Source organism: Chryseobacterium sp. CS2K3 (genome assembly GCF_059515185.1).
On record NZ_JCAKRW010000004.1, the window covers coordinates 306,639 to 323,656 of the forward strand.

The 17,018-nt window shown below is 34.8% G+C and carries 14 protein-coding genes; 13 read left to right on the forward strand and 1 reads right to left on the reverse strand.

Annotation, left to right across the window (positions count from 1 at the left end; all coding sequences use genetic code 11):
• Positions 1–213: 213 nt before the first annotated feature.
• From AC5YGG_RS08825 to AC5YGG_RS08880, 12 genes are all read left to right on the forward strand, one after another.
• On the forward strand, positions 214–3,699 hold the full coding sequence (locus AC5YGG_RS08825; protein WP_496144144.1) for a glycosyltransferase family 117 protein: 3,486 nt from the start codon (positions 214–216) through the stop codon (positions 3,697–3,699).
• A 90-nt stretch (positions 3,700–3,789) separates the two neighbouring features.
• A complete protein-coding gene (locus AC5YGG_RS08830) occupies positions 3,790–5,277 on the forward strand; it encodes a DUF8728 domain-containing protein (RefSeq protein WP_496144145.1) in 1,488 nt (495 codons plus the stop codon).
• 64 nt (positions 5,278–5,341) lie between these two features.
• Entirely contained in the window at positions 5,342–5,869 is a 528-nt protein-coding gene (locus AC5YGG_RS08835; RefSeq protein WP_496144146.1) for a DUF1697 domain-containing protein, read from the forward strand.
• A gap of 420 nt (positions 5,870–6,289) precedes the next feature.
• Positions 6,290–6,583: a cation:proton antiporter domain-containing protein gene (locus AC5YGG_RS08840; protein WP_496144147.1), complete on the forward strand. Its 294-nt coding sequence runs from the start codon at positions 6,290–6,292 to the stop codon at positions 6,581–6,583.
• Positions 6,584–7,373: 790 nt separating this feature from the next.
• A complete protein-coding gene (locus tag AC5YGG_RS08845; RefSeq protein WP_496144148.1) occupies positions 7,374–9,521 on the forward strand; it encodes a type VI secretion system Vgr family protein in 2,148 nt (715 codons plus the stop codon).
• A 2-nt stretch (positions 9,522–9,523) separates the two neighbouring features.
• Positions 9,524–10,345, forward strand: coding sequence for a hypothetical protein (locus tag AC5YGG_RS08850; RefSeq protein ID WP_496144149.1), 822 nt, complete (start codon positions 9,524–9,526; stop codon positions 10,343–10,345).
• Positions 10,342–10,623, forward strand: coding sequence for a hypothetical protein (locus tag AC5YGG_RS08855; protein WP_496144150.1), 282 nt, complete (start codon positions 10,342–10,344; stop codon positions 10,621–10,623). Before AC5YGG_RS08850 ends, AC5YGG_RS08855 begins: the two co-directional genes overlap by 4 nt.
• Before the next feature lie 7 nt (positions 10,624–10,630).
• Positions 10,631–12,115 (forward strand): DUF4280 domain-containing protein, encoded by a 1,485-nt coding sequence (locus AC5YGG_RS08860; protein ID WP_496144151.1) that lies wholly within the window; start codon positions 10,631–10,633, stop codon positions 12,113–12,115.
• An 18-nt stretch (positions 12,116–12,133) separates the two neighbouring features.
• Positions 12,134–12,607: an SMI1/KNR4 family protein gene (locus AC5YGG_RS08865; RefSeq protein WP_496144152.1), complete on the forward strand. Its 474-nt coding sequence runs from the start codon at positions 12,134–12,136 to the stop codon at positions 12,605–12,607.
• Positions 12,608–12,638: 31 nt separating this feature from the next.
• Positions 12,639–13,199, forward strand: coding sequence for a suppressor of fused domain protein (locus AC5YGG_RS08870; protein WP_496144153.1), 561 nt, complete (start codon positions 12,639–12,641; stop codon positions 13,197–13,199).
• 257 nt (positions 13,200–13,456) lie between these two features.
• The gene (locus tag AC5YGG_RS08875) at positions 13,457–14,029 is read left to right on the forward strand and encodes a T6SS immunity protein Tdi1 domain-containing protein (RefSeq protein WP_496144154.1); all 573 of its coding nucleotides are present in this window, start codon (positions 13,457–13,459) and stop codon (positions 14,027–14,029) included.
• 31 nt (positions 14,030–14,060) lie between these two features.
• Positions 14,061–14,654, forward strand: a complete 594-nt coding sequence (locus AC5YGG_RS08880) for a suppressor of fused domain protein (RefSeq protein WP_496144155.1) — start codon at positions 14,061–14,063, stop codon at positions 14,652–14,654.
• 72 nt (positions 14,655–14,726) lie between these two features.
• Here the strand turns inward: AC5YGG_RS08880 and AC5YGG_RS08885 are convergent, their stop codons facing one another.
• Positions 14,727–15,344, reverse strand: coding sequence for a Crp/Fnr family transcriptional regulator (locus AC5YGG_RS08885; RefSeq protein WP_496144156.1), 618 nt, complete (start codon positions 15,342–15,344; stop codon positions 14,727–14,729).
• Between the two features lie 195 nt (positions 15,345–15,539).
• Between AC5YGG_RS08885 and AC5YGG_RS08890 the strand changes: the two genes are divergently transcribed.
• Complete coding sequence (locus AC5YGG_RS08890) at positions 15,540–17,015, forward strand: hybrid sensor histidine kinase/response regulator (protein ID WP_496144157.1); 1,476 nt, start codon at positions 15,540–15,542, stop codon at positions 17,013–17,015.
• Positions 17,016–17,018 lie beyond the last annotated feature (3 nt).

Sequence of the window (17,018 nt, forward strand, 5' to 3'; positions counted from 1 at the left end):
TTTTCAATAAAAATCTGACTGCAAAAATACAAAAAAATAAATAATTACTAAACTTTTGTTTGATTTCTAGGGCACAGTTTCGTAAAAAAATATTTTCCTGTTTATACTTTTAGCACGAGTGTAATCACAAATTCTAAGCCAAATTTTTAAATTTTGTTAAAAACAATATAAAATAATATAAAAGCCTTATTTTCGCATAATTGATTTAATACTATGAAAAATTGGACTTTTAGGCAATGGAACACCGTTTTAGGATGGGTGATTTTCGTCATTGCGTTTTTCACGTACTTGTCCACAATAGAACCCAATTTCAGTTTTTGGGATTGTGGTGAGTACATTTCTTCTGCAGTAAAACTTGAAGTAACGCACGCTCCCGGAGCTGCATTATTCCAGATCGTGGGTGCCGTGGCAGCCATTTTTGCATTAGGGAAAGGCGAAAATTATTCCATCGTAATCAACGCGATGTCTGCATTGTTCAGTGCGCTGACTATTTTATTTTTGTTTTGGACAATCACGCATTTTGTGAGAAGACTGCTAAACAAAGATTTTGATGAAATTACGAAACATCAGGAAATTTCTATTTTATTTGCCGGAGCGGTAGGAGCACTTTGCTTCACTTTCTCAGATACATTCTGGTTCTCGGCTGTAGAAGGAGAGGTTTATTCTATGGCTTCTATGTTTATCGCGCTTTTGGTCTGGTTGATCACAAAGTGGGAAAATGAGTATAAAGCGGCAGACAGTGAGAGATGGATTATTCTTATTTTCTTTATCTTGGGACTTTCTGTTGGGGTACACATGATGTGTATGCTGGCGATTCCTGCTGTATGTCTGGTATATTATGCCAGAAATTATACATTTACCTGGAAAAACTTTATCTGGGCAAACCTTATTACCCTTGGGATTTTGATTATTGTTTTCAAAATTATCTTCCCTCTTATCATGACCATGTTCGGAAGACTGGAAATTTTCTTTGTGAACGGTCTTGCTCTTCCATTCCATTCAGGAACTATTGCAGCATTTATTTTAATGGTAGTAATTTGTTATTTCCTGATCAAATATGCGAGAAAAGCAAAAAGAAACATTTATCAGACAGTAGCTTTATCGGTAGTTTTCATGATGATCGGGTTTTCTTGTTGGATGGTTATTCCAATCAGAGCCAATGCTAATCCACCGATGAACCTTAACGATCCGGATACTGCAATCGGAATGTTGGATTATTATAACAGAGAACAATATGGTGACTGGCCAACAATGTATGGACAAAACTATACGGCATTCCTTGATGCTAACGGGATTGAAAAGAATGAAGACGGAAGTTTTAAAACAAAAAAGACCGGAGAAATCTACGAAAAAGATGAAAGAACCGGAACTTACAGAAAAACTGGAGATCGTTTCAACTATGTATTCAATAAGTCTCAGGTAAGTCTTATGCCTAGAATGTTTAATGAGGATAAAGATGTAATGGCAAACTATATTTCCATGTACGGAGCTCCTGATTTTACATTTAACTATGCAAATGAAGACGTGGCAGACAATCCTCAGGCTAAGCAGATTTTCGATGAGTTAAGAACAAAATACGAAGATAAATCGATTACGGCAGCAGATTATTTAAAGGTAAGACCTTATAACCTTATCAATGTTCAGAAGCCTTCACTGCTTCAGAATATGGATTATTTTATTACTTTCCAGAATGGTTATTACTTTGTAAGATATCTGATGTGGAACTTCGTGGGAAGACAGAATGATCTTGAAGGAAACATGGAAATTACTAAAGGAAACTGGATTTCCGGAATTCCTTTTATTGATAGCGTTAATGTAGGGAACCAGGATAAAATGCCTGCGAAATTTAAAAATGAAAGTACGGTTGCTTTCTTCTTCCTTCCATTAATTTTAGGTTTAATCGGATTCTTTTTCCAGTTAAACAGAGACTTCGGAAGATTCTATGCACTATTATCGTTATTTATTTTAACAAGTGTCGGAATTATTTTTTATACCGGAGTAAAACCTTTTGAGCCAAGAGAAAGAGATTATGCAATGGTAGGTTCTTTCTATGCTTTTGCAATCTGGATCGGATTAGGAGCTGGAGCTATTTTATGGTTCTTCCAATCTAAAATTAAATCTAACGGTGCTAATATTGCATTAGGAGTGGTTTTATTAGGAGTTCCTTTTATGATGGGCTTCCAGAACTATAATGTTCATGACAGAAGTGAAAGATATACTGCATACGATTATGCTTATTCAGTATTAAAGTCATTACCGAAAAATGATATCTTATTCGTATATGGTGATAATGATACTTATCCGGTTTGGGCTATTCAGGAAACAGAAAGGTTCAGAGATGATGTAAAAGTAGTGAACTTTACGCTTGCTTCTACTCCTTGGAATCTTGATCAAATCAAAAGAAAAACATACAACGCAGAAGGAATTCCAAGCCAGCTGACTCATGAAGATTATAGAGATGGTGTAAATGATCAGATCTATATGATGAAGAAAGAAGATTGGGAAGGAGTTTTCTCTATGTTAAAAGAGCAGGGAGTTCCTGATACAGAATTCCAGGCGTTCAGAAAGTACCTTACACAGGATTCTTTAACATTGAAGCAGGCAATCGAATTTATTAAGTTCAAATCTCCTGAAAAAGATCAGCTTTTGAAAATGTACTTCGGAGAAGAGAAATATGAAAAGTATAACATTCTTCCGGTAAACAAATTCATTCTTCCGGTAAACAAGGAAAATGCATTGAAGGCGGGAATCATCAATCAGGCAGATCTTCCAAACGTAGCCAACCAGATTATGATTACTTACAAAGGAAACACGCTTTACAAAAATAACCTAATCCTGTTAGATTTACTGGCAAACTTCGACTGGAAGCGTCCCATCAACTTCTCATCAGGTGGAATTTATGACAGCGAAAATATTTTCTACCTTAATGATTATCTTCAGTTTGACGGGTTCAGTTACAGATTAGTTCCAATTCAAACGCCACCTTCAGAAGACGGAGATATGGGAAGAGTAGATCCAAATGCGCTTTACAACGTAGTGAAAAACTTCAGATGGGGTAACTTCAAGAACCTGAATGCTCACTTTGATGAAACGGCGACTTCTAATATCATCAGCTACAGAATGTCAGCAAGCAGAGCAGCATCAGCATTGGCATTAAGCGGACAGAAAGCAAAGGCATTAGAAATTCTTGACCTTGCAGCAAAAGAAATTCCGGCTGAGAAATATAATGATCCACGTTCATTAAGCTCAATTGTAACAGGATATATTATCGCAGGACAGGAGCAGAAAGGATTACAGTTGGCAGAAGTTCTGAAGAAAGGAATATTTGAAGAATATGACTATTACATGAGTCTTTCAAAATCTGATCAAAGCTATCTGAGAAGACAGATGAGAACAAAACCAATGGAATATTCTTTAGTTGTAGCAGCAGTTACCGACGCTTATAATAAGATCGGACAAAAAGAAAAAGGATATGCTTATCTTGTAAAATCCATCGAGCCGATTGATAAAAAATTCAATGCTTTTATAAAAGAGCTTCAGCTTATGGGAAGAGAGAAAGCAATAAAAGAGTCTGACGATGTACAAAAGATCACGCCATTCTATCAATATTTATTTGACGTAATGCAGCCTTATGATTCTACTTACTCGAAAGAAAAGGAAAATCAGATTACTTCAGCAATGATGAAGGCGACACAATAAAATACTTTTAAAAACGGAACTTCGGTTCCGTTTTTTTGTTATTGGGAATCCTGAATTTTAAGATTATATTTGTGAATCTAAAAATGCATAATGGCTGAAACACAAAATAGCAAACTCCCAATTTATGCCGTAATAATTACGGTAGCTTTTAAACTTCTTTTTTTACTGACTCATTATATTCAGGAAGATGCTTTCATCACCTGGAGAGTGGCTCAGAATCTATTGGATTATGGCGTAATCGGTTTCAATGGAGATACTAAAATTTCAGCGTCTACCACCCATTTATATGTTTTTGTATCTTATATTTTCAATTTGATTTTTGGTAAAGGACACTTTATTGAACCTCTTTTGACCTTTAATTCTATCCTTTTTACAATAGGAACATTATTCTTATCTCATTTACTTCTTAAAAACCCTTGGCATAAAGCTATTTTTATATTTCTGATCGGAATTTTACCACCCGCAATTAAAATTTCAATTCTTGGGATGGAATATGGCATTCTGTTTTTCCTGGAAATGTCTCTGCTATATTACGGATTCAATAAAGGAAAAAAATGGGTGCTTACTCTTCTTCCGATTCTGATTATGTTTACAAGAATTGATACTGTTATATTCCTGGGAATTGTATTTCTTGTTGACCTGTTCTGGAATAAAAAAATCAGATGGAATTATATTTTTGGGGGAATATTAGGATTGTTTTCAACTGTTGCTTTCAATTGGTTTTATTTCGGAGAAATTGTAAATAATACCATTACTGCCAAAAAATTACTTTATGAACAGCAATTCACGTTTGCTCAAAATGTAGAGTATTTTCTGGTAAGCTTTGGTAATTTCTGGGGGATGTTAAAAGTTCCCGGAAACTTCAATCCGTTTACAATCATTGTCCTTATTTTTGAACTGCTTTGCTTTATTTATCTTATCAGACAAAGAGAAAAAAGAAATTATTTCTTGTGGATGATTTTCATTTTCGGATGGACAAAACAGATTATTTTTATTTCTCAAAAAAGCTTATTCGACTGGTATTATTGGGTGCCTCAATTACTGCTTTTCGTTCCTGTTCTTATTTTTGTGTTGGAGCAGAAAGAGAAAAGAAAACTTTGGCTTTCATTACTTGTGATGTTTTATATTGTGCCAATGCTGGCTTTCCAGACCATTCATGCATTTGCTACCGGAAATGGTGAGTGGAACTACAGAAGAAATATCGGGCTATTTTTAAATACCTACGAAAAAGATAAAAAACAATGGATTTTACTGGAACCTGCAGGATATATCCCTTATTTTTCAGGATTAAAAACTATTGATGAAGTTGGATTGGTAGATAAGCAAATTCAGGAAGAAATTAAGAAAGATAAACCCAATTACTGGATCAATACTGTAAAAAACAGGAAACCAAAATATCTTCTTTCTTACCAGAATTTGTACGAAGGAAAGAATGGAGAATATTATCAGGCTCATTATAAATTATTGAAGGAATTCAGAATAAAAGATCACTTAAAAAGCGATAATAAATTGCTTGAAAAAATCTATAACCTGAAGCCTTCCGGAACAGACTATAATTTATACATAAGAGTTGATTAAAAACTGAAGAAAAAGATTAAAATTTTTAAATTCCTGTACTATTTTTAAACCTAATGCCTAAAAAATGAAATATTGTGCTTTTCTCCGCGGTGTTAATGTAAAAGGAACCAATATGAAAATGGCAGAGGTCTGTCAGGTTTTTACAGACGCTGGAATGAAGGATGTAAGTTCTGTACTTGCTTCGGGAAATATTGTATTTTCATCTGATAAAGATGCTGGTGAGTTAAAAGTAATTTTGGAAAAAGCCATGTCAGACCACTTTTCTTATGAAGCCTTTCTATTCGTAAAATCGCATGAAGAAACAAAGGTTTTCTGGAACAGTATTCCTTATAAAAAGGATGAAACCCTTCATATTTATGGTTTTGTTGGAATGGCAGGAATAGAACATATTTTAATGAGAGAGTTTGCAAAAGCGACTCAAACAGAAAATGAAAAGGCTGAGATTGTGAATGATATATTTTATTGGCAGGTTCCAAAAGGAAATACGTTGGATTCTACTTTTGGAAAGGTTTTAGGAAAAAAAAGATTGAAAGATCAGTTTACCAGCAGGAATGTTAACACATTTGAGAAAATATTAAAGAAGATGGAGTAGATCATATTATAGTGCTTCAGATCAGAGAATAATCATGTAACTATGGGAATTTTGAAAATATTCTGGTGCTAACTAAATATGAAACGTTAAAAACATAAATAAATTATTTTGAAAAAAGTAGTTACAATAATAGGTTTAGCGTTTGACTGGCAGTCAAAAGATCATGGATTTTAGCGATTTGTTTTCCTTATTAATGAGGCTTATTGATTTGATGGTATTTTATAGAAGTAAATAGAGGTAAATCTGAAACTTGCGATGTTTTTACATTATTAAACTAGTTAAATGTACAGATCGTTATGAATTGTACTTTAGCATAAAAATGAAAAACAAGAACAATTAAACCTCATTATATACAGAGAATATCATGCATGAAAACTACTTTTAATACTGAGATTACTGCTCATCGTTATGCTGCTTGTCATGTTGGCACAAAGAATCAAAATTGCCTTTCCTATTTTTCTGGTTCTTGCCAGGTTGGGAATCAGTATGATTCCGGGAGTTTCCATATTAAAGCTGGATTCGGATATTATATTTCTTATTTCCTTACCACCATTATTGTATGAAGCGGCATGGTATACCTCATGGAATGACTTCTGGAAATGGAAACGTCCCATCAGTTTATTGGCTTTTGGATTGGTATTTCTGACCTCTTTACTTTTATGCTTGAAAATATCATTAAGAACATTACATGATTATTACCATTACTCCGGATGAATAAAAAATTTTCACAGAGGAATTGTTTGCAAAACATATCCTAAGAAAACCGTTTTATCAAGAAAAGGAGAAATCTGTCAGTTTGAAGGGTATATTCATAAGGGATGTTCCAAAGGAATTTTGCTATACTCCAAGGCTAGTTTGGTGAACACGATTTCAAAAGCCGCTTCAAACCTTGAATTTATCAAAAAGTATATCCTTTCATCCCGCAAAGAGTAGCACAATACTATATCTTATTACTCTAAATTTATAATATCAAAAAGGCTGAGATTTTGGATTTGTTAAAATTTCTGGTTATTTCCGGTTCGAACATTAATTGATTTTAGGAAATATAGAGGTTTTGATGATGGTTTCCAATGTTGATTTAGTGGTAAAAATTAAACAGTATCTTTTTTAAGAGTGAAATTACCTTTGAACTATCCAACAAAATGCCCCAACAACAAGAAAAAATCAACATCATCATAAAAATATATTAAAAATACACTGAAATGTAAAGTCGTAGAACTACGACACTTTTTAAAATAATAGCTATATCATTTTGTAGTGAATTCGAAAGAGTATATATTGCAAATACTCAATCACTAAAAAAACTTATGAAAAAAAACCAAAACCAATTTTGTAAAGGATTGTACCTCAATCTTTAAGTTATAAATTTCTTCCCAGAAATTTTTAAAGTGCCATCTCAAAGCAGAAAATAATTAGTATTGTTAAGAGACTAGCAAACTAATCCTGCTTCTTGAATGAGTCTGTCTCATCTATGACCATTAATCACAACTGAAAAAATTATGTCATGTTTCAAGAAGATAAGAACCATCCCACGTCAGGAATAAATTCGAATAAAACAGATTTTGTTGACAAAATAAAAGGAAAAGTGAACATTCCAGATGTTCAGCAAGCTGCCTCTCAAGTTAAGACTGCGGCAGATAGCGGAAAACAATTTTTCAATAAACCATTACTACCGAACGAACCAGCGATTACACACGATAAGGTCTGGGGAAAACAGCCAACTTCTAAAATATTTAATGCACAGGCTATCCCTGAGCATGCAATTACGGGCATAAACCGTGTTGTACGCCTAGATATCCATATAGAGGGTAAATCAATCAAATATTTCAAGCATTTTAAATTGGTTCAGAGTGCTACAAAACATCATGAGTTTGATCTGGTACTAGCACATGATACACTTGGAAAACCCGAAAATCATAATCTTGAGGAGGGGCAGAACTTCTTAGGTAAGAGAATAACCGTTGTTTTCAAATATAAAGATATAGAGGAAGGACCAGAAAGAAATTTTGTGGGGGTAATTACGGAAGTAGGGTTCAGTCAGGAAAAAGGCAGCTTAGGAAATCTAGTACTGAAGGGTTTTAGCCCAACTATATTATTGGATGCGGCTCCGCACATCCAGAGCTTTGGTGGTGCCAAACCAATAAGTTTAAATAGTATTGCTCAACAGGTGATAACTGAAGGTTTGGGACAGGGTAAATACGATTTTCGGGTTGATGCAAAACACGGAAACGTAAGTTACAGTTCTCAGTATGAAGAGACCCATTACAATTTTTTAGCCAGGCTTGCAGAGGCATATGGTGAACAATTCTTTTATGATGGTGAGGTATTGCATTTTGGACAATTGCCACCTCAGGAAAAACCTATTATTTTGACTTACGGAAGTAACCTGAGTGATGTGAGCATCAAAATGAAAGCACAGCATGTTCGTCCTTCTTTTTACGGTTATAATAGTAGCAAGAACGAAAAATTCAAAGGTGCTACAGTAAAAATAAATCATACTTCTGATATAGCTAAGCGTGCTTATGAAATTTCGGAGAAGACTTTCCAAACCCCGTCACTTCGAGTAGCTCCAATAAAGGCATCTTCTTTTCTGGATATCGATGCATCACAGAAAGGTACTGCAGGAAGCAAAGCTGCAGAGGTTTTTGTTACTTCTGGAAATACGACTGTACCATTTCTATATCCCGGCTGTATTGCAGATATAGAAATGCGTAAAAGTGATACCAACGATACTGCATATTTTACAAAACTTATGTTGATCGAGGTAACGCATGAGGTAGATGCCCGTGGTTATTATGATGGTTCATTTCAAGCAATTGCCTCCGATACGGGTTTTATCCCAAGACCAGAATTTACCGTTCCAGTAGCTGAACCGCAATTTGGAAAGGTAATCTCCAATGCAGATCCTGAGAACCAGGGACGTGTACAGGTGCAGCTTGATTGGCAAGGCGGTCAGGATACGACGGAATTTATTCGTGTGATGTCACCAGATGCTGGAAGCAGTGATAAAGTTGGCAAGAATCGCGGTTTTATGTCTATTCCTGAAGTTGGGGATCAAGTGATCGTAAACTTTGTCCATTTACATCCTGATAGACCATTTGTGATGGGCGGCATGTATCATGGAGGGATTGGTGCAGGAGGTGGAGCAGGGAATAATATTATGAGTTTTAGCGGTCGTAGTGGTGCTGAATTAAAATATGATAATGGTACCGGATCAATGAACCTTAAGGATCAGGGAGGAGCTAATATGCACTTTGATGGCTCAGGAAATGCTACAACCACAGCTAATACAAATCATACCGTGAATGCTGGAAGCACGAACATCATCAATGTAGGGGGAAAGAAGAATGCACCACCGCAGTCACTTTTGAAAATGGATGCTGGCGGTAATATTATATTAGATGGGAAAACAAGTATTACATTTCAGGTTGGGGGCAACAAGATCGTTATTGATGGAAAGGGAATAACCGGTACTGTTACCAATGGGAATATAAATTTTGACGCGAAGGCTGGGACTTTTACGATGCATAGCCAAGCAGCTATGGAAATAAAAACTGATGCTACGTTATCCGTGGATAGTAAAACATCTAAGATTAACTCAGCTGGTACAACAAACATCACCGGTGCGGATGTGGAAATTAATAAAGGTTAAATATGGAGTTTACTACTGAGGATATTGGGAAAAAGAGGAAATTTACTTTTTTACGTGAAGAACATTATAGGTTTCAGGGAATAGCAAATGAAAACTATATAGAGATGGATCTCGAAGTTGATCTTCTATCAATTAAAGATGCACAACCTGTTTTTAAAATAAACTTATTCAATTATAAGCAGAGCAATGCTCAGGGAGCCTACTCTTGGGTTGGCGATGTTCATGAAATAAGAAATGAATTGATTTGCACCCTCAATGACAAAGGACAGCTGGGTTCTATTTTAAACATTGAGGAGATCAGACAAAAATGGGAGAAAATTAAGCCTGAATTGCAGAAAAGGTATAAGGAAGAATCATATAAGAACATTTTTATTTCAGGCATTTCGGAACTTCTTGAAAATCCCAGAGGATTCGTCGATTCCCTGCGATTTGCACATCCTTATCTACTCCTGTTTCCAGGAATACATAAAAGTCGTTATAAAAGGGACGAAGCTTCGAGCGGATATCGTGAACTGCCAAATTTTTTAGCTGCAAAAATGATCCCGATTATAACCGATGAGAAATTAACTGAATTGCCGGATGGTAAATTTCAGATTGATGTTACTGGTAAAATAGATGAAGATCATTTCGAACAGGATAAAGTAACGGGTATGATACGTATACTTAAGAATAGACCACGAGTTCCAACGCAATTGGAACTCGGATATATAGAACGATATAGGTTGGAAGAATGGCCTTGGTCTGAGCAGAGCATGTGTATGAGTATAGCGGAGATACCAGGCACCCTATACCGTGAAGAGAAAAACATCCTTAAAGCATTATGATATTTAAGATAGAGGATATTGTATTTCAGAATGACCGATATTTCATGCTGTTCCATAATAAAGATGCTGAAATTCTAGCAGAATTACAATGTCTGGACATTTATGCTGACAATATTAAAATCAAACGATTATCACACTGTGAAGTATCGGAGATTTTAAGGATTCCGGATTTTACCGTTTTGGAATCGAAGGAAAACCTAAGTGAAGTGGAGCGGATTTTTAGAAAGATTAGACTTGTCGAAATCTGCACCTGCGTTAAAAACGTTAATTACAAATAACTGGAATATGGCAAAAAAATATGTGCCGGAAGGAGCATTTTTAGCCTGCAATAAAGGGACAAGTCCATCAACCTTACGTGTTAGCTATAACAAGAATACCACGATTTACGCTGTTCCCATGGCTACGGAAGCTGATAAATTTCCGTTTTTTCATTTAAAGCCTATGGGACTTTGTACTTGTCCGGCAAAATGGGCAACAGGTGTAACATGTGTCCCAACGACATTACAATGGGATAATCCCAAAGACGGTATCAAGATCAACGGAAATCGAATGTTGTTGGAAGATTCTACCTGTAACTGTATATTCGGGGGCAAAATAAGCATATTCTTTGACCGTGCCTCAGCGGTAGCATATGGTGTTGGCGAAGGAAAAATGCCCACCGATTATATCAAGGAAGGATTTGATTGGTTTGAACAAAAGACTAAAGAAAGTAGAGCAGAGCGTGATAAGTTCATTCCCGATTGGATGAAGCCAATTACAGGGGCTAAAGATTGGTTTGATGATTTGGGAACCGGGCTTGTAGAAGGCGCTGTAAATGGAGTGGTAGGTCTTGGAGAGGTTATCTATCAAGTAGGGCAGGATCCTGTAGGTACTGCTGAAGCAATCGGTGGAATGGTTAAGGATGGTTACAAAGGGGCCAAAGATGCCTATAAGTGGACGACTACACCTGGTAATCTGGAAAAGGCAGCCAATGCTTCTTGGGATTGGGCAAGTAAAGAGGAAAACTGGCAGAAATTAGGGAATGATGCTGTTCAGGGAGTAAAGAAAACTGGAGACTGGATTGGCAAAAATCCTCGTAAAATAGGGACTACCGTTGGAGAATTTATTCCTGATGCAGTTGCCGCAGCGTATACGGCAGGAGGTTCTTTAGCTGTTACAGCAGGAAAAACAGCCCTAAAAGAAGGTGCTGAAGTTGTTGTTGAAAAGACTGTGAAGGAGGTTGCCGAGGCTGGTGCTGAAAAAGCTGGTAAGGAAGCTTTGGAAGCTGGTACAAAGAAAGGAATAAAGGAAACTTTAGAGCAGTTGGCCAAGAAGGAAGGAGATGATATTGCCGCTGTAGTAACAACTGACGTTATAGATTGGGGGTTAATAAAAAAGTATATAAAGCATTTACAAGAAATTACCAATAGAAAGCTTCACCCTAAACAAATAGAAGAATTAAAGAAAGCCCTTAGAGGTAAAAAGTATGAAAAGCTCTCTCCAGCAGAAACAATAAAAAAACGTAAAGAATTTAATAAATTAAAAGATAAACTAATAAAAGAATGGGAAGAAAAAACTGGACAGGAATGGCCTACTTATACTGAAGACCTGGTAAATAAGGATGGGAAAATTATTAGAAAAAAAGGAGATAAGTATGATGCTCATCATATCATTGAAAATAATTATGATGGTAATGATGAATGGTGGAATATGCATCCAGCTAAGTTTCCTGATGAACATCAAGGAGGTATCCATGGAAAAGGTGCTCCTTCTAGAGATTTGTTTAAATAAAAATAGTAAATTAGCAATATGAGTAACTTCTTATTTTTAAATGAGTATAGGGTTCAGAATGAAACCCAAAGTAATGATTTGGATAATATATTTTATCCACTTTCACAAGATGACATCAAAAAAGCAGAGATAGAATTTGGATATGAATTACCCACTGAATTAAAAGAGTTTTATTTACAGATTGGTTATGGTTTCTTTCATAAAGCTCAAGGTGATATTAATAGGCTTATTGATACAACTTCATTATTTCAAATAAATTTGAAACAGGATGAATTCGAATTTGATCCAGATTTAGAAGTTTATGATGATTTGTATAATGGTGAAAAACTATTGTTTTTCGAAGTAAACGAAGGTGTTTATTTAGCAATTGACAAGATTGCTGAAAATGGGAAAAATAAAATTTATTATACAGATTCAAAAATATCGGATTCTTTGGAAGAATTTATTAAGTCTTTTCTCAATAATCCAGAGCTTATTAATCAGTTAGATTAATTGAGGATTTTCAAGCATTATTTGGAAATTTATGAAACCAACTGAAAGACAAAAAGAACTTTATAAAAAACTAGCCCCTATTATAGGTATTGAGCCTAGAGTAATAAAATATGGCGATGACACAGGTGATAATGCAATTTTCATAATGGAATGTCCCGATCCAACTGATAAGGAGGTAGTATTTTATTCAACTATTGGTTTATCGGATTATCCTGTAAGAAATCAAAAGTATGAACTGATGATTACTGGTTATTCTTCTGAGGATAAATTTGGAAATATTTTAAGTACCAGTGCTTTTTTTTGTATTAAGGATAATTGGAAGCTCTCACACGGTGCGGTTTTTGAAAAGTTAGTGGAAATGTATTACAAGGATTCTGAAATGAAACACTTGTATTTTACTAGCCCGTATATTTGGGAGGATAAATTAGAGGATTTTAAAGTTGAAAATGAAAATATATATTTTTTACTGTCCATTCCGATTTCTGAGGCCGAATTAAATTTTCTAAAAGACAAAGGTTCAGATGCTTTAGAGACATTGCTTGAGGAAAATGACGTTGATATCTTTGATATTAATAGGAAATCCCTTGTATAAGCGACTGCTTTTTACAAGCTAGATGCAATAAACATTAGTAGTAAATTTAATCTTAAAGAAAATCTATCAAAATTACTGTAAGATTAAAAAAGTATCTTCAAAATGAGCTTGAAGATATTGCAGGAAACTTTTGGTTACTCATCAAATTCTTATCAATAATATTTCTGATGAAAAAATGTCTAGGCTGAAAGGAAAAGCACCTATTTAAATGTGCATTTATGCCCATAATTTATTAAAAAAAAATTTGTAAAAGCGAAATGTTAAATATGTTTGAGGCATTTTTTAAACGATATCCTGATTATACCATTCAGGAAAAACCTACGAATGAAATTATTGAAAAATATCAGGACCAATTACCTGAAGGACTAATCGCTTTCTGGAAAGAGTATGGTTTTGGATCTTTTGGAGATGGCTATTTAAAAGTTGTAAATCCAGATGAATTTGCTACAATTCTAAATGAATCTTACAGTCCTGTTTATCAAAATCCTATTGTAATGTTTGCAACTGGATTGTCAGACTTGATTATATGGGAAAACAATTATACAATTCTGCTTGATTACCGACATGGCACATCAAAGGTATTAGAATCAGGTCTTAAATATTTTTTTGAAGATTTAGCAGATTCATCCTATATTGATTCAGATTTATTGGGCAAGAACTATCTGCCAGCTAAAAAGCGATTGGGAAATCTAAGCTTTGATGAATCGTTTGGTTATGTCCCTTTATTAGGTTTGGGTGGACCCGAAAAATCGGAAAACTTGGAAAAAGTAAATTTAATAGTACATATTTCTTTGATTGCTCAAGCTTTGGGTAAAATAGGTCAAGAATAATTGATTAAAGTTTGACATTCTTTCGGAGCAAATGAAACCAACGGAAAGACAAAAGGAGCTTTATAAAAAATTATCACAAATTGTAGGAATTCAGCCAAAAGTAATTAAATATGGTGATGATACAGGTGATAACGCAATTTTTATAATGGAATGTCCTGATCCAACCGACAAAGAAGTAATATTTTACTCAACTATTGGGTTATCGGATTATTCTGTTGGAGATAAAAAGTTTGAACTGATGATTACCGGTTATTCTTCTGACGATAAAGTTGGGAACATTTTAAGTACAAGCGCTTTCTTCTGTATTAAAGATAATTGGAAAGTTGCTGATGGTACGGTTTTCGAGAAATTAGTTGAAATGTATTATAATGATTCAGAAATGAAGCATATTTATTTTACAAGTCCTTATTTATGGGAGGATAAGTTAGAAGGTTTTGAAGTGCAAAATGAAGAAATATTCTTTCTGCTAGCTATTCCAATTTCTGATGCAGAATTAAATTTTCTAAACGACAAAGGTTCGGATGCTTTAGAAACATTGTTTGAGGAGAATGATGTGGATATCTTTGATGTTAATAGGAATTCATTTAATTTAAGCAATTGCCAAGCCGAAATAGACTGTTGTTAACACTAAAAACAAGATTGATAATACAGGAATTATGATACGGTCTTGAATATGAGATGAGTAGTAAATCAAAATTTAGTACAGAATTCTACGGCCTTCCATTTTTATTATTTCCTGTTTAACCATCTTTTTTACGGTTCTGATCACAGTTTCAACCCTCAATCCGGTTAGATCAGCAATTTGCTGGCGGGTAAGTTCCACAGGAAAACACTGCTGGCAGTCTCCGTCATGATAACTTTTCAGATAGTCCAATAATCCTTTAAGGCGTTGAATAGGATCTGCTGATGCCATATCACGTACCATTAGACTGTTATAATATAATCTTTGTGATAAACACATATTCATTTCCAGTGAAAGATCTGGGTAGGCTTTAATCATTTCTATGAAATTATTTTTAGGCATCCTGACCACTTCTGTGGCTTGTAAACTTATGGCATTGGTTGGATAAATTTTTTCGATAAACAGTAATGGGTCTCCAAAACTTTGATTTTTGCCAAGGATGTTATGGATAAATTCTCTCCCGTTTTCAGTAAACGTGTTTAGCTTGACTTTACCATCTATAATCTGGAAATAATATTGAGAATGTTCGCCTTCTTTGAAAATCAATTCCTTGGGCTTGTATATGACAGCTTCACCTCCAAATGAATAAAGAATTTCCACATCAATATTCATGCAGCTGATTGTTTTTTTCATAGTTTATTTTTTTGAAATTAGAACTTTTTTCTTATGATATTATAAACACTTTCAATCCCTGTGCCATTGATTTTTTTCATGTAAAATGTGGTATGGAATTATTATGGATTATCCTTTAAAAATTACTGTTTTTCGAAATATTGTGAGTATTTTTGATGCTAAAGTATCCGTAACTAATTATTGATTTTAACCTCTATGATTTTAATTGTTGATGACAACCAAAGTAACCTTTATTCACTTCAAAAATTACTTGAATCTAAGAATTTTCAGGTCGAAACGGCCAGCTCTGGTGAAGAGGCTCTGGGTAAAGCGCTGAAGAATGAATATGCCTTAATCATTTTAGATGTTCAGATGCCGGATATGGACGGCTTTGAAGTTGCAGAAACCCTTTCAGATTACAGCAAAACGAAAGATGTACCTATTATATTTTTATCAGCAGTCAATACAGATAAAAAATTTATAACACAAGGGTACGCTTCCGGTGCTAAAGATTACGTTACCAAACCGGTAGACCCTGAAATACTTTTACTTAAAGTAAAAACATTTTATAATCTTCAGGAGCAGAATCTTGCCATGAAAAAAACACAGCAGAATCTCGAACTTGAAGTGAAGGGTCGACGTGAATCTCAAGTTACCATGAAATCTCAGCTGGATCATTTTCACCTGATGTTAGAGTCTCTTCCTCAGATCGCATTTACGCTTAATGAAGAAGGAATTGTCGATTTTGTGAACGGTAAATGGTATCAATATTCCGACTCAGAACAAAGTTTTCCTGAAACACATCCTGATGATCGTAATATAAAAGAGGAATTAGAGAGGTGTAGAAAGAAAGGAAAAGCGCTGGAATTAGAAATCAGAATTAAAAATCTTGTCTCAGGGAAGTACCGCTACCATTTACTGAGAATCACTCCTGTATACGATGAAAATCGTATTAAAAACTGGGTAGGAACATTTACAGATATTGACGATCAGAAAAAAGTAGAAAAGGAAAAAGATGAATTTTTAAGTATTGCAAGCCACGAATTAAAAACTCCTCTTACCAGTATTAAAGCATACGTTCAGCTATTGGAAAGAAAGCTGAAATTAGATAAAGAAAGCCCCGAAGCAGGATTTGTTACTAAAGTTCAGGGTCAGATTGAAAAACTGAATACCCTTATCACAGATCTTCTGGATGTTTCAAAAATTGAAAATGGTAAACTTAAAATCAATAAAAAGCCTGTTAACCTGGAAAACGTTATCAGTAATGCCGTTGAAACGATATTACAGACCCACGACGAGCAACAGGTGAGGATAGAACGCCACGGAACAAAACCCGATATTTTAATTCCGCTGGATGAGATCCGTATTGAGCAGGTACTCATTAATTTTCTGACAAATGCTATTAAATATTCTCCTGACAATAACCAGGTCATTGTGACAACATTTGTAGATAAGGAAGCTCAGGAAGTCAGAGTAAATGTCACCGACTTTGGTATTGGAATCCCTGATTTTAAACAGGATGCCGTATTTAAAAAATTCTATCGCGTAGAAGAATCGTCACTGCAATTCCAGGGAATGGGAATTGGGCTGTTTATATGCGCTGAGATTATCAAGCAGCACCATGGAAGTGTTGGGGTTTCCAGCATCGTAAACGAAGGCTCTACCTTTTATTTCACTCTACCTTTAAATTAATTT